Genomic DNA, 12,767 nt, shown 5'->3' on the forward strand with positions numbered 1-12,767 from the left:
CATCCCAACCTGCTGCCATATCCAGCAGCGAAGTCTTTCCTGCACCGTTAGCGCCGAGAATAATCCAGCGCTGATCGCTGGTTACCTCCCAGTTCAGGTTGTTGACAACGGTGTTGCCGTCGCGAACGAGAGAAGCGTTAGAAAAACGAAGAACCTGAACCATGCCTCAATGCTAACGAGAGTTAGCCTGTGACGAGGTTGTAAATCGCCCGTGTTTGGTCAGCAATTGCCATCCAGTCGAAGTGGACACGTGCTCGTTCGCGAGCAGCGACACCCATTTCCTGAGCACGTGCTGGGTCTGAAACGGCTTCACGCATCGCCTCGGCCAAATCAGTGATGTACTTTTCAGGATTGATCGGGGTACCCGTGCCGTCTTGAACTTGTTCAATAGGGACCAACCACCCCGTGACACCGTCCTCAACGACCTCAGGAATTCCTCCAGTAGCAGTACCGACGACAGGGATGCCACAAGCCATTGCTTCTAGATTCACAATTCCAAGCGGCTCATATATCGATGGGCACACAAATGTCGTTGCAGAACTCAAAATCGCAGCAAGTTCGTGACGGGGAAGGTGATCTGTAATCCACACCACTCCATCTCTCTGAGATTGCAGAGCAGCAACCTTTGATTCGACCTCTGCTTTGATTTCAGGAGTATCTGGGGCTCCTGCACACAAAATGAGTTGAACGTCCTCCGGAAGGCGTTCAGCGGCCTCCAAGAGGTATGGCAAACCCTTTTGACGCGTGATGCGACCAACGAAGACAACCGACGGGCGTGTTGCGTCGATTCCCCACCGTTCAAGGAGTTCTGGATTGGATGTGGGAGCCCAGGCATCCACATCGATGCCGTTGTGAACGACATGCACCTTGTTGGGGTCGATGTTTGGATAACTCCTGAGAATGTCCAGGCGCATGCCGGCACTCACCGCAATCACAGCATTGGCAGATTCGTAGGCGGATTTCTCAATCTCGCTGGAGACGCGGTAACCCCCTCCAAGCTGTTCTGCCTTCCAGGGACGGAGTGGCTCAAGACTATGGGCCGTAATCACGTGTGGAATTCCATGCAGAAGTTGAGCCACTCTTCCAGCTTCATTGGCATACCACGTGTGTGAGTGAACGAGATCAGCACCAGCAGCATCGTTCGCCATGAGAAGGTCAACACCAATGGTTTGAAGTGCGGCGTTTGCTGAGGTGAGCTCGGTAGGAACCGTGTAACTGGTCACATCTTTTTCGTTACGAGGCGCACCAAAGCAACGAACTTGTACTTCTTCTGTGACACGCAATGCCTTGACCAATTCGGCAACGTGAACGCCCGCACCGCCATAAATCTCTGGTGGATATTCCTTGGTCAATAAATCAATGCGCATGTGAAGAACTTTATAACCCTCCGAGGGTTAAAGTCCTCACGTAATCTTTCCCAATACGTTGCGTATCTGTTACATGAGTGTCCTACTGTTGAGTCATGCCAAAGAAGGTTTTCGGAATTGTTCTCGCCGGCGGCGAGGGCAAACGCCTCATGCCCCTGACAGAAGACCGTGCGAAACCAGCTGTGCCCTTTGGTGGGCAATATCGCTTGGTTGACTTCGCTATCTCCAACCTCATCAACTCTGGCCTACGCCAGATTGTGGTGTTGACACAGTACAAGTCGCACTCTCTTGACCGCCATGTATCACAGACCTGGCGCATGTCTGGCCTTCTTGGTTCCTACGTAGCTTCCGTACCTGCACAGCAGCGCCTGGGTAAGCGTTGGTTCTCCGGAAGCGCCGATGCCATCTTGCAGAGCCTGAACCTCATTCGCGACGAAAAGCCTGACATTGTTGTGGTGGTTGGTGCAGATCACGTCTACCGCATGGATTTCGATCAAATGATCCAAGCGCACATCGAATCAGGCAAGAAAGTAACCGTTGCGGCTATCCGTCAACCTATCCGCCTTGCTGACCAATTCGGTGTGATTGAAGTTGATAACAAAGATGTCACCAAGATTGGGCGTTTCCGCGAAAAGCCCTCTGATGCAATTGGTCTTCCCGACAATCCTGAAGAAGTTCTCGTTTCGATGGGTAACTACGTCTTTGACGCAGATGCACTCATCGAAGCCGTTGAATCAGATGGTGAATTAGCTGATTCCAGCCACGACATGGGTGGTGACATCATTCCTTACTTCGTCGCCAAGGACGAGGCGGGTGTGTATGACTTCAACCGCAATGACGTTCCAGGCTCAACAGAGCGTGACAAGTACTACTGGCGTGATGTCGGAAGCATTGACAGCTTCTTTGATGCTCACATGGACTTGATTTCAACCCTTCCAGTTTTCAACCTCTACAACACTGATTGGCCTATTTTCTCGATGCAGGTGAATTCACCACCTGCCAAATTCGTTCGCGATGCACGCGGTCGCGTAGGGGCAACAATCGACTCGGTTGTTTCACTTGGCTCCCTGTTGTCTGGTGCCCACATCGAAAGAAGTGTTCTTGGTCCTTGGTGTGAAATAAATTCTGGTGCGAGTGTGCATGACTCCATCGTCTTTGACCACGTTGAGATTGGTTCAGACGCTGAAATACGTCGAGCTATTCTGGATAAGGAAGTTGTAGTTGAGAACGGCGCCAAGATTGGTGTCGATCACGACCGTGACCGAGCTCGTGGTTTCACTGTGACCGAGTCAGGCATCACTGTTGTGGGTAAGGGAGTACGAGTAGCGCCATGACCGAAGTCCGTAACGAACTAGCCGATACGGATTCGAAGCGCTTTCTCGTCGTTCTCGACGTTGATTCAACACTGATCGAAAACGAAGCAATTGAACTCATTGCTGCAGAAGCTGGCTCTTTGGAGCTTGTTGCTGCTGTGACTGAACGTGCCATGCGTGGTGAACTCGACTTTGCCGAAAGTTTGCGTGAACGCGTGACGACCTTATCGGGTCTACCAGAGAGTGTCTTTGACACTGTTCGTTCTCAGATAACTGTCACAGAAGGCGCTCAAGCGCTTATTGCCGAAGTCAAAGCACACGGCGGTCATGTTGGTGTTGTCAGCGGAGGGTTCCACGAACTCCTTGACCCACTTGCCACATCCCTTGGACTCGATTTCTGGAAAGCAAATCGTCTCGAAATAATCGATGGAAAACTCACTGGCAAAGTTCTGGGAGATATTGTCGACGCACAAACAAAGGCAGACACACTGATCGAGTGGGCAAGCCTGACTAACACTCCTCTTGCGCAGACGGTGGCCATCGGAGATGGCGCCAATGACCTCACCATGATGGGTGTTGCAGGACTGGGTATCGCTTTTTGCGCCAAACCAATTGTGCAAGAACAAGCAGATGTCGCACTCAACGAGCGCGATCTCAGCAAAGCTATGGGCTTATTTGGGCTTTAGTGCCCCATGCCCAATCCGCCGTCAACGGGGATAACGGCCCCTGAAATATATCCAGCGTCATCTGAAGCTAACCACGCACACACCTTGGCAACTTCAGAAGGCTGAGCAAAACGACCGGCGGGAATGTTCTTGCGGTACTGCTCCTGCTGCTCTTCAGGTAGTGCGGCGGTCATATCGGTTTCAATGAAGCCAGGAGCAACAACGTTCGCAGTAATTCCTCGAGCGCCAAGTTCACGTGTGAGCGAACGAGCCATGCCAACCAGCGCGCTCTTCGAAGAAGAGTAGTTCACCTGCCCGGCAGAGCCGTAAAGACCGACAACAGAAGAGATCAAAACAATGCGGCCGAAACGAGCCTTAAGCATTCCCTTGACGGCACGCTTGACTACCTTGAATGTTCCGCCGAGGTTGGTGTCAACAACGGAATCGAATTCTTCATCAGTCATACGCATGACCAGAGTGTCTTTGGTAATGCCCGCGTTAGCAATGAGAACTTCAACAGGACCAAGCTTCGACTCAACCTCTGCATATGCAGCATCCAGTGAAGCACCGTCTGTCACGTCAGCACGAACCGTCAGAGAACCAGCAGGACCCTCACCGGAACGGGCAGTTACAGCCACACGGTGTCCCTGAGCGATGAACTCTTCAGCAAGAGCGAAACCAATTCCACGGTTTCCACCAGTGATAAGAACGGTACGAACGGTCACAATTCCTCCAGTCGGATGCATTGAAAGCCAGCTTAGCCGTAGGCTAGTAACACCACATCAAACGTTGGGACATCGCCGACAATGAAGAAACAACTTCAGTCTGCAACATCGCTTCCGCTCGCTCCTGTTGATGAGCGTCGCATTCGCATGATCAAGTACTCGATTGCCATGGCAATCCGTTTGGCGTGCATCGTGGCCATGCTGTTTGTTTCTGGTTGGTGGCTTGTCGTGTGCGCCACAGGGGCAATTGTCCTGCCCTACTTTGCTATGATCATTGCGAACGTAAAAATGGCTCCTCAACAGGGAGTTGTTGAGCGTCCAGCAACGATTGTTCTGTACCAAGAGAAGTCGAATTGAGTCCAGTTTCACAACAGGGAACTCAGCACGTCCCCTGGTATCGCGTTGCATTTACTAAGCGCTGGCTGAGCTATTTGCTGCTCACAGCACTCTTCGCTGGTACCTGCGTTGCTCTGTCGAACTGGCAATTTGCGAGAAGGGATGAAGCCCAGCAAGAGATCGCTCGCGTCCTCACAAACTACAACGCAGTCCCTCAACCGATTGAATCTGTTCTCCCCCAGCTAGATGCTTTCAATCAGGATGACAAGTGGATTCCAGTTACCGTAACCGGTACCTATTTAACCGAAGATCAACTCATTGTTCGAAGTCGCCCACGAGAACAAGTTGCTGGAGTGGAGGTCCTCACTCCCCTCCGCATGTCCAACGGATCTGTATTCATGGTTAATCGTGGCTGGCTTCCTGCGAACGCGAACCCAGAGGATCCCTACGTCATCCCAGAACCGCCCGCTGGTGTAGTTACTGTGGTGGCACGCTTGAAAGCGAGCGAGCCCAGCATTCCTGGCCGGAGCATGGCAGATGGGCAATTAGCAACAATTGAACTTCCCCTTATTCAAGAAGTACTCAACCAGCCCATCTACACCGGAGCCTACGGATTACTCGATTCAGAATCGCCTGCGGCGGTTGAAACTGCACCGCTTCCTGCCCTCAAACCTTCACTCGATGAAGGTGCACACCTCAGTTACGCCTTCCAGTGGATCATGTTTGGCATTTTGGCATTCATTGGTTTGGGGTGGGCAGTACACAATGAAATGCGCATCCGGAATTCTGAAACAGAAGCCGGTCAAGCCAAACTGGCTGAGAAAGCTCGAAAGCGCAAAACACGCCCTACCGAGGAAGACATCGAAGATGCCATCCTCGACAGCCAGTAACTATCGAACTGCGCGGTTGATGGCAGAAACGACTGCCTTGAGTGATGCAGTAGAGATATCTGAATCAATACCGACACCCCACAGGCGAGTTCCATTGACGTTGAGCTCTACGTAAGCCGCTGCCATAGCGTCACCGCCTGCAGATAGGGTGTGTTCAACGTAGTCGAAGAGCTCCACCTCGATGCCCTGAGCGGCCATCAGCTTGAGGAAAGCATCGATTGGACCGTTTCCTACTGTGTCCTGACGTGAGACGGTTTCGCCATCACGCAGGTCAACAGAGAGCTTGAGGGTGCCATTGAAGTCGCTCTCGGTGCGACTACCGGTGAGTTCGAAACGACCCCACTTGTTTGCCACATCCTTTGCAGGAAGATACTCATCTTGGAAAATCTCCCAGAGATCATCGCTGGAGACTTCACCGCCCTCAGCATCGGTCTTGTGCTGAACTACGCCGGAGAATTCAATTTGCAGACGACGTGGAAGTTCGAGGTTGTGGTCCTTCTTGAGCAGGTATGCCACACCACCCTTACCGGATTGTGAATTAACCCGGATCACAGCCTCATAGCTACGACCGAGATCCTTAGGGTCTACAGGGAGGTAAGGAACAGCCCAAACCAAGTTGTCGACATGTGTGCCTTGAGCTTGGGCATCAGCTGCCATGCGCTCAAAGCCCTTCTTGATGGCGTCTTGGTGTGAACCAGAGAAAGCCGTGTAAACAAGGTCACCAGCCCAGGGGCTGCGCTCGTGCACCTTGAGCTGGTTACAGTACTCCGCGGTGCGCTTGACCTCGTCAAGGTTGCTGAAGTCGATCTGTGGGTCAATACCCTGGGTAAACATGTTGATACCAAGAGCAACGAGGTCCACGTTTCCGGTGCGCTCGCCGTTTCCGAAGAGACATCCCTCGATGCGGTCTGCGCCAGCCATGTATCCGAGCTCTGCGGCAGCAACTGCCGTTCCACGGTCATTGTGAGGGTGCAACGAAATCAGAACGTTCTCGCGGTGTGCGAGGTTACGACCCATCCATTCGATGGAGTCTGCATAGACGTTGGGTGAAGCCATTTCCACGGTTGCTGGAAGGTTAATGATTACCTTGCGCTCAGGAGTGGGTTCAAGGATCTCGAGAACCGCGTTACAGACCTCAACGGCGTATTCGAGTTCAGTGCCTGTGAAGCTCTCAGGCGAGTATTCGTAATAGACCTGTGTCTGCGGAATGGTCTTTTCCATTTCGCGACAGAAACGAGCGCCGTGAAGGGCGATATCCATGATTCCTTGACGGTCTTCACGGAAGACAACTTCACGCTGCAAAATGCTGGTGGAGTTATAGAAGTGAACAATTGCTTGCTTAGCGCCAGCAATAGCTTCGTAGGTGCGCTCAATGAGGTGGTCACGCGCCTGAGTCAACACCTGAATGGTGACGTGATCAGGAATGGCATTTTCTTCAATGAGTGAACGTACAAAATCAAAATCAGTCTGGCTCGCCGAGGGGAAACCTACTTCGATTTCCTTGTAGCCCATCTTCACGAGGAGATCGAACATAATGCGCTTACGTTCAGGGCTCATCGGGTCGATCAGTGCTTGGTTTCCATCACGCAGATCCACAGCACACCAAATGGGTGCCTTCTCGATGCGCTTACCTGGCCAGGTGCGGTCTGTCAGGTCAATGCCGAGAGACTCGTGATACGGACGATACTTGTGCACTGGCATTGTGCTGGGGGTTTGATTGTTCTTCATGCTTTTTTCTCCTCGCGGGTGGTGGTCAGCCAACGGGCGTCTCCGCGACGAGGGAGGCCTATTTAGTGGACTCGTCGCGGCAGCTAAGAAGAAGCAGACCAAAGGACATATTTCTAGGCTAGCACTGCCTATCTAGAAGCCCAATCGCTGAAGCAGCTTAGGGTCGCGTTGCCAATCCTTGGCGACCTTCACTCGAAGACTCAAAAAGACCTTTTGACCTACTAACGGCTCAATCGCAGCACGCGATCGTTGACCAATGTCTTTCAGGCGTTCACCACCATTTCCAATGATGATGCCCTTCTGGCTGTCACGTTCAACGAAAACATTCGCGTAAATCTCCAGAAGATCTTTGTCTTCGCGTTGAATCATGTCATCGAGGGTGACGGCGAGTGAGTGAGGCAACTCTTCGTGAACGCCTTCGAGAATGGTTTCCCGAATGAGTTCAGAAATGCGCTTTTCAAGATCTTCATCCGTGTTTTGCTCGAGGGGATACAGCGCTTCTCCCTCGGGAAGAAGCTTGATGAGCTCGTCAGCGAGAAGATCAACTTGATCATCACCCACAGCTGAAACAGGGATGATGGTCGCCCAATCACGAAGCTCTTGAACCTCAAGAAGTCTCGTGGCAATTGCCTTCTTGGACGACACATCTGTCTTGGTAATCACGGCAACTTTCACCGCACGTGGATACTTATCCAGCTGTTCATTGATAAATCGATCACCGGGACCAACCGGTTCATCTGCTGGGAAACACATTCCAATGACGTCGACATCGCCCAGCGTTGCCGTAACAAGGGCGTTAAGCCTTTCACCAAGAAGAGTTCGAGGGCGATGGATACCGGGGGTATCGACAAGAATTAGCTGACCTGTAGGTCGGTTGGTAATGCCACGAATAGTGTGGCGAGTTGTCTGTGGCTTAGAAGAAGTAATTGCTACCTTCTCCCCCACGAGTGCATTTGTCAGTGTTGACTTTCCCACGTTGGGGCGCCCTACTAATGAAACAAAACCAGAACGTAAAGAAATGTCGGGAGTATCTCCTCGCTTTTCTGCCTTAGACGGACGAGCCATTAGTTTTCCTCTTCCGTGAAAGCATGACGAGCATCGATGAGATCTTGATCTGGTTCCACAATCGCACGTGTCACACGTTTGCGGTGAGAACCACTGCGGTCAGCTTCAATAATGAGACCACTGACCGTCACCTTATCGCCGACTTCTGGCAAGCGTCCCAGCTCTTTCGCCAACAAACCGCCAACGGAGTCAACGTCGTCGTCGTCGAGTTCCAAACCAAAGAGTTCACCCAATTCATCGAGAGGTAAACGGGTAGCGACACGGAAACGTTGTTCACTGAGTTGTTCAACCTCTGGAGCACCGCGATCATGTTCATCCGCAATATCGCCCACAAGTTCTTCGATGAGATCCTCAAGAGTGACTAGTCCCGCAATACCACCGTGCTCATCAACGACCAGAGCTAAGTGCGTGTGCTGTGCCTGCATTTGCTTGAGTGTGTCATCAGCTTTCTTTGACTCAGGGACAAACATGGCAGGTCGAGCTAAATCTTTGGCTGAAAGAGAAGAAAATTCTCCAGGGTTCTCAAAAGAACGACGAGAGACATCGCGGAGATTCAACACACCCACTACTTCGTCAACGTCGTCGGCAATAACAGGGACTCTGGAATAACCAGAATCTAGGAACACCTTGGTTGCCGCATCAAGCGTAGAGTCTGCGTCGATAGTCACCATGTCGGTTCGGGGTACCATCACTTCGCGAGCGACAGTATCGCCCCATTCAAAAATGGAATGGATCAGTTCGCGCTCATCGCTTTCAATGACGTCATGCTTCACGGCTTCATCAACCATGCTCAATAGTTGGTCTTCTGAAGCGAAAGAAGTATTACCGGGGCGACCAGGCGTAACTTTGTCGCCCATGGTGACCAAGAAATTCGCGAGTGGTCCCAGGATTACTCGGAAGAGATGAATGAGTGGCGCTGAGAAACTCAACACTTCTTCTGGGTGTGCACGTCCAACAGATCGAGGACTGGAACCAGCAAGAACAAAACTTGCCACGGACATGATGAATATGGCCAGGAGAAGTGCCGCCCAGTAGGGCAAGCCAGCGGTGACTAGTTCTAAGGTGACGAGAACTGCCGCAGCGGTCTCGGCAAGAATACGCACAAAAGTTGTCACCGTCCGGTGCGGACCAAGATCGTTGGCTAACGCAACAAGGGAACGCTCTGATCGACGGCCCCGAGCCTGATCACGAATGTCATCAGTGGAGAGCACACCCATGGCTGATTCGCTGGCAGCCATCAGACCACCAAAGCCAATTAGGAAGATCAGCCCAACAACGGTGAGGAAAATGGTCACTTGGAGTCGCGCTGCTTTTCGCTCATGGTGTAGCCAATGATGAGATCACGTTGAAGTGAGAACATCTCTTTTTCTTCCTCGGGTTCTGCATGATCAAAACCGAGAAGATGCAGAATTCCATGGGCAGTCAAATACAGAAGTTCATCCATTGTTGAGTGTCCAGCACCTTCGGCTTGGACTTCAGCAACTTGCGGACAGAGAACAACGTCACCCAGCACTCCTGCGGGCGTGATTGCATCATCATTCCCCGGACGCAGTTCATCCATGGGGAAACTGAGAACGTCTGTAGGTCCTGGTTCGCCCATCCATTGAACGTGAAGCTGTTCCATAGCCGCTTCGTCAACGAGAACAATCGCTATCTCTGCGTCAGGGTGCACACGCATCGCATCAAGACAATATGTTGCTAAACGCTGGAGCGCAGCTTCGTCGATGTCATAGGTCGACTCATTGTTGACTTCAATACTCACTTAGAGTTCTCCTTGGCGTTTTCCCGACGGTGACGAGCAGCCAATGTCTTTTCGTCATATTCACTGTATGCGTCGACAATGCGTCCCACGAGGGAATGACGCACCACATCAGCACTTGTCAGCCTCGCAAAATGTATGTCTTCGATGTCATCAAGAATGCCCGTGACGAGACGCAAACCACTTGCTGTGGAGGGTAAATCAACCTGAGTAATGTCACCAGTGATGACCATCTTGGAATCAAACCCGAGTCGAGTGAGGAACATCTTCATTTGTTCAGGTGTGGTGTTCTGAGCTTCATCCAGAATGATGAACGAGTTATTCAGGGTTCGACCACGCATATATGCCAAAGGAGCAACCTCGATAGTGCCCACAGCCATCAATTTGGGAACTACTTCGGGGTCAAGCATTTCATTGAGCGCATCAAACAAGGGGCGAAGATATGGATCAATCTTGTCCGTCAATGTTCCCGGTAGGAAGCCCAGGCGCTCACCCGCTTCAACAGCGGGACGGGTCAAAATGATTCGTTCAACTTCCTTGCGCTGCAGTGCTTGGACAGCTTTAGCCATTGCAAGATAGGTCTTACCAGTTCCAGCAGGACCAATACCGAAGGTAATGGTGTGGTCGTCGATGGCGCGAACATACTCCTGCTGCCCCACAGTCTTAGGCCGCAAAGTTTTTCCACGAGTAGACAAAATGTCTTCGCCCAACACAGCAGAAGGTGAAGTGTGAGGGTGGGCGTCTTGAATGCGTTTTGATTCAGCCACATCGGTAGGAGCTAAGTCTTGGCCATTGCGGACCATAGTCAACAGTTCCGTCATGAGATCACGTGCACCCAGGACCTGTGCCTCAGCTTCTTCGCCCGCAGTTTTGGGGAGTAAACGAATTTCGTTGCCTCGAACGTGAACGTCGACTAGCGGATATTGATGTTCAAGGTTAGTCAGTAGTCGATCTTGTGCACCAAGTAAGCGCACCATCTCGATGCCATCGATAGTGATGACGTCATTTTCTGCCGAGGAATTAGGCAAGTGTCTGCTCCTGGAGCCCGCCAGAAAGTACGTGTGCATGTACGTGGAAAACAGTTTGCCCCACCGTTTCTCCGGAATTGAAGACGAGGCGGTATTCGCCATTGGCGTGAAGAGTAGCCAGATTGTGAGCGGTTGCAACAATCTCTGCAAGAAGTTCAGGATCCCCAGCTGCAAGTTCTGTCACGTTGGAATAGTGAGGAACCTTGGGCACTACCAATAAATGGACTGGAGCTTGTGGAGCGATGTCACGGATAGCAATCACGCGATCGTTTTCAAACAAGATCTCTGCAGGAATGTCCCGGTTGATGATCTTGGTGAAGATGGATTCAGCTGCGTCAGTCATATCTCTAGCTTAACAACGCCCTAGCTTGGCGTTAATGATGGCTAAGGCCGCAGGGCCTGCAGTTGACGTTCGAAGAATGTTGGAACCTAATGTCACTGTTGATGCCCCAGCTTCGCTGAAGCGAGCGAGCTCGGCCTCAGTAATACCGCCTTCAGGCCCCACAACTAAAGCAATGTCTCTCTCATCGAGTTCAACCCGACTCAACGGAACAGTACCCATGGGGTCCAGAACAATGATGTGAACTCCCTCAAGCTCAGAAATCAGTTGAGCTGTTTTGAGGTGGGGTCCAACACGAGGGAGAAAGGCTCTGATGGACTGCTTGGTGGCTTCTCGAACAATGGCTGACCAGCGAGAGCGACCCTTGTCAATCTTGGGGCCTTCCCACTTTGAAATACTTCGATCTGCCGCCCACGGGATGACAACATCGATTCCTAATTCTGTTGCAGCTTCAACAGCACGTTCATCGCGGTCGGTCTTTGCAAGAGCCTGGACCAAATAAATCTGAGGAGTTTCAGGCGTCATAAGTTCTACAGAATCGACACGCAATTCAACGGTGTCCTTGGATGTGGAAAGCACTTCAGCTGCGACGACGAGGCCTCGACCATTACCGAGAGAAAAGGGTTCACCCGCACGAACACGTGAAACCGTGGCCGCGTGTCTTCCTTCTGCACCGTCAAGAACAATCGTCGAACCCACAGTTGTGGATTCGAGAGTTTCAAGGAGGTAAAAATGAGCCATGTTTAGACGTTGAAGAATCGATCACGCAGCTTGGAGAACATTCCCTGTTGGAAATGAGCAAGTTGTGGAGCTGGTTGCTTACGTCCCTTGGCGAAACTTTCAATCAAATCTTTCTCTTTGCCACTGAGCTTGGTGGGCGTGACGATATGTATACCTACCTTGAGGTCACCACGTCCATTTCCACGCAGTCGCGTAATTCCGCGATCTTTCACAGTCACCACTTCAGAACCTTGAGTACCTGGCTTGATGTCAACGGTTACATCACCATCGAGTGCGGGGACAGTTACTTTGGTGCCCAAAATGGCATCGGTCATTTGAATCTCGAGCGTGCACAATAAATCATCGTTGTCACGGCTGAAGATCTCATCGTTTTTGACCTTGATCTCAAAGTACAGATCTCCATTGACTCCGCCTGCTTGACCTGCTTCACCGGCTTGAGTCATGTGGAGTCGAACTCCCGTGTCCACACCGGCAGGAATGTCGAGTGGAATCGAACGCGTGGCGCGAACTCGACCCTGTCCCTGACAAGAGCTACACGGTGCAGGAATGGTTGTTCCATAGCCACGGCAGCTTCCACAGGGGTTAGAGGTCATGACGTTGCCCAGAAGCGAACGAACAGCACGCTGAATGGTTCCGGAACCGCCACAAATGTCGCATGTTGCAAGCGATGTTCCAGGCTGGCAACACGAGCCTTCACAGGTTTCACACACAACTGCGGTGTCGATCTCGATATCTTTGTGAACTCCAAATATCACTTCTGCGAGTTCTACTTCTACGCGAAGAAGTGCGTCCTGACCGCGCTCCATGCGT

The 12,767-nt window shown here is 51.7% G+C and carries 14 protein-coding genes; 4 read left to right on the forward strand and 10 right to left on the reverse strand.

Going from position 1 to position 12,767, the window contains the following annotated elements:
• Positions 1-182: 182 nt before the first annotated feature.
• Entirely contained in the window at positions 183-1,367 is a 1,185-nt protein-coding gene (gene glgA, locus RR877_RS08295; RefSeq protein WP_332627907.1) for a glycogen synthase, read from the reverse strand.
• Between the two features lie 95 nt (positions 1,368-1,462).
• On the opposite strand from glgA, the gene glgC reads away from it, so the two are divergent.
• Both glgC and serB read left to right on the forward strand, forming a co-directional pair.
• Positions 1,463-2,701, forward strand: coding sequence for a glucose-1-phosphate adenylyltransferase (gene glgC / locus RR877_RS08300; protein ID WP_332619209.1), 1,239 nt, complete (start codon positions 1,463-1,465; stop codon positions 2,699-2,701).
• Positions 2,698-3,366, forward strand: a complete 669-nt coding sequence (serB, locus tag RR877_RS08305) for a phosphoserine phosphatase SerB (protein ID WP_332627909.1) — start codon at positions 2,698-2,700, stop codon at positions 3,364-3,366. Before glgC ends, serB begins: the two co-directional genes overlap by 4 nt.
• On the opposite strand, the gene fabG is transcribed toward serB, so the two are convergent.
• Positions 3,363-4,073 (reverse strand): 3-oxoacyl-ACP reductase FabG, encoded by a 711-nt coding sequence (gene fabG, locus RR877_RS08310; RefSeq protein WP_110234869.1) that lies wholly within the window; start codon positions 4,071-4,073, stop codon positions 3,363-3,365. The two genes, serB and fabG, sit on opposite strands and share 4 nt — an antisense overlap.
• Before the next feature lie 78 nt (positions 4,074-4,151).
• On the opposite strand from fabG, the gene RR877_RS08315 reads away from it, so the two are divergent.
• Both RR877_RS08315 and RR877_RS08320 read left to right on the forward strand, forming a co-directional pair.
• On the forward strand, positions 4,152-4,427 hold the full coding sequence (locus RR877_RS08315; protein ID WP_332550470.1) for a DUF3099 domain-containing protein: 276 nt from the start codon (positions 4,152-4,154) through the stop codon (positions 4,425-4,427).
• Positions 4,424-5,296 (forward strand): SURF1 family protein, encoded by an 873-nt coding sequence (locus RR877_RS08320; RefSeq protein ID WP_332618943.1) that lies wholly within the window; start codon positions 4,424-4,426, stop codon positions 5,294-5,296. Before RR877_RS08315 ends, RR877_RS08320 begins: the two co-directional genes overlap by 4 nt.
• Here the strand turns inward: RR877_RS08320 and leuA are convergent, their stop codons facing one another.
• The 8 genes from leuA to RR877_RS08360 form a co-directional block, all read right to left on the reverse strand.
• Entirely contained in the window at positions 5,297-7,024 is a 1,728-nt protein-coding gene (gene leuA, locus RR877_RS08325; protein ID WP_332618944.1) for a 2-isopropylmalate synthase, read from the reverse strand.
• Positions 7,025-7,156: 132 nt separating this feature from the next.
• Positions 7,157-8,089 carry a GTPase Era gene (gene era, locus RR877_RS08330; protein WP_332550473.1) on the reverse strand — a complete coding sequence of 311 codons (933 nt, stop codon included), beginning with the start codon at positions 8,087-8,089 and terminating at the stop codon, positions 7,157-7,159.
• Positions 8,089-9,384, reverse strand: a complete 1,296-nt coding sequence (locus RR877_RS08335) for a hemolysin family protein (RefSeq protein ID WP_332550474.1) — start codon at positions 9,382-9,384, stop codon at positions 8,089-8,091. Before RR877_RS08335 ends, era begins: the two co-directional genes overlap by 1 nt.
• The gene (ybeY, locus tag RR877_RS08340) at positions 9,381-9,851 is read right to left on the reverse strand and encodes an rRNA maturation RNase YbeY (protein WP_280796290.1); all 471 of its coding nucleotides are present in this window, start codon (positions 9,849-9,851) and stop codon (positions 9,381-9,383) included. Before ybeY ends, RR877_RS08335 begins: the two co-directional genes overlap by 4 nt.
• Positions 9,848-10,825, reverse strand: a complete 978-nt coding sequence (locus RR877_RS08345; protein WP_239406881.1) for a PhoH family protein — start codon at positions 10,823-10,825, stop codon at positions 9,848-9,850. The genes ybeY and RR877_RS08345 overlap by 4 nt, the downstream gene beginning before the upstream one ends.
• Positions 10,826-10,868: 43 nt before the next feature.
• Positions 10,869-11,219 (reverse strand): HIT domain-containing protein, encoded by a 351-nt coding sequence (locus tag RR877_RS08350; protein ID WP_280802549.1) that lies wholly within the window; start codon positions 11,217-11,219, stop codon positions 10,869-10,871.
• Positions 11,220-11,228: 9 nt separating this feature from the next.
• Entirely contained in the window at positions 11,229-11,957 is a 729-nt protein-coding gene (locus RR877_RS08355; RefSeq protein ID WP_332627910.1) for a 16S rRNA (uracil(1498)-N(3))-methyltransferase, read from the reverse strand.
• Between the two features lie 2 nt (positions 11,958-11,959).
• Positions 11,960-12,767: DnaJ C-terminal domain-containing protein (locus RR877_RS08360; RefSeq protein WP_332627911.1), on the reverse strand; the 808-nt coding region annotated here is incomplete at its 5' end.

The sequence above is a fragment of the Aurantimicrobium sp. genome, from assembly GCF_036667855.1.
In the GTDB taxonomy this organism is placed as follows: domain Bacteria; phylum Actinomycetota; class Actinomycetes; order Actinomycetales; family Microbacteriaceae; genus Aurantimicrobium.

Bases quoted from the DNA above. Each gene is read 5' to 3' on its own strand.
- RR877_RS08355 (WP_332627910.1), bottom strand. From the start codon at position 11,957: ATGGCTCATTTTTACCTCCTTGAAACTCTCGAATCCACAACTGTGGGT.
- leuA (WP_332618944.1), bottom strand. From the start codon at position 7,024: ATGAAGAACAATCAAACCCCCAGCACAATGCCAGTGCACAAGTATCGT.
- era (WP_332550473.1), bottom strand. From the start codon at position 8,089: ATGGCTCGTCCGTCTAAGGCAGAAAAGCGAGGAGATACTCCCGACATT.
- serB (WP_332627909.1), top strand. From the start codon at position 2,698: ATGACCGAAGTCCGTAACGAACTAGCCGATACGGATTCGAAGCGCTTT.
- RR877_RS08345 (WP_239406881.1), bottom strand. From the start codon at position 10,825: ATGGTGCGCTTACTTGGTGCACAAGATCGACTACTGACTAACCTTGAA.
- glgA (WP_332627907.1), bottom strand. From the start codon at position 1,367: ATGCGCATTGATTTATTGACCAAGGAATATCCACCAGAGATTTATGGC.
- RR877_RS08350 (WP_280802549.1), bottom strand. From the start codon at position 11,219: ATGACTGACGCAGCTGAATCCATCTTCACCAAGATCATCAACCGGGAC.
- RR877_RS08315 (WP_332550470.1), top strand. From the start codon at position 4,152: ATGAAGAAACAACTTCAGTCTGCAACATCGCTTCCGCTCGCTCCTGTT.
- glgC (WP_332619209.1), top strand. From the start codon at position 1,463: ATGCCAAAGAAGGTTTTCGGAATTGTTCTCGCCGGCGGCGAGGGCAAA.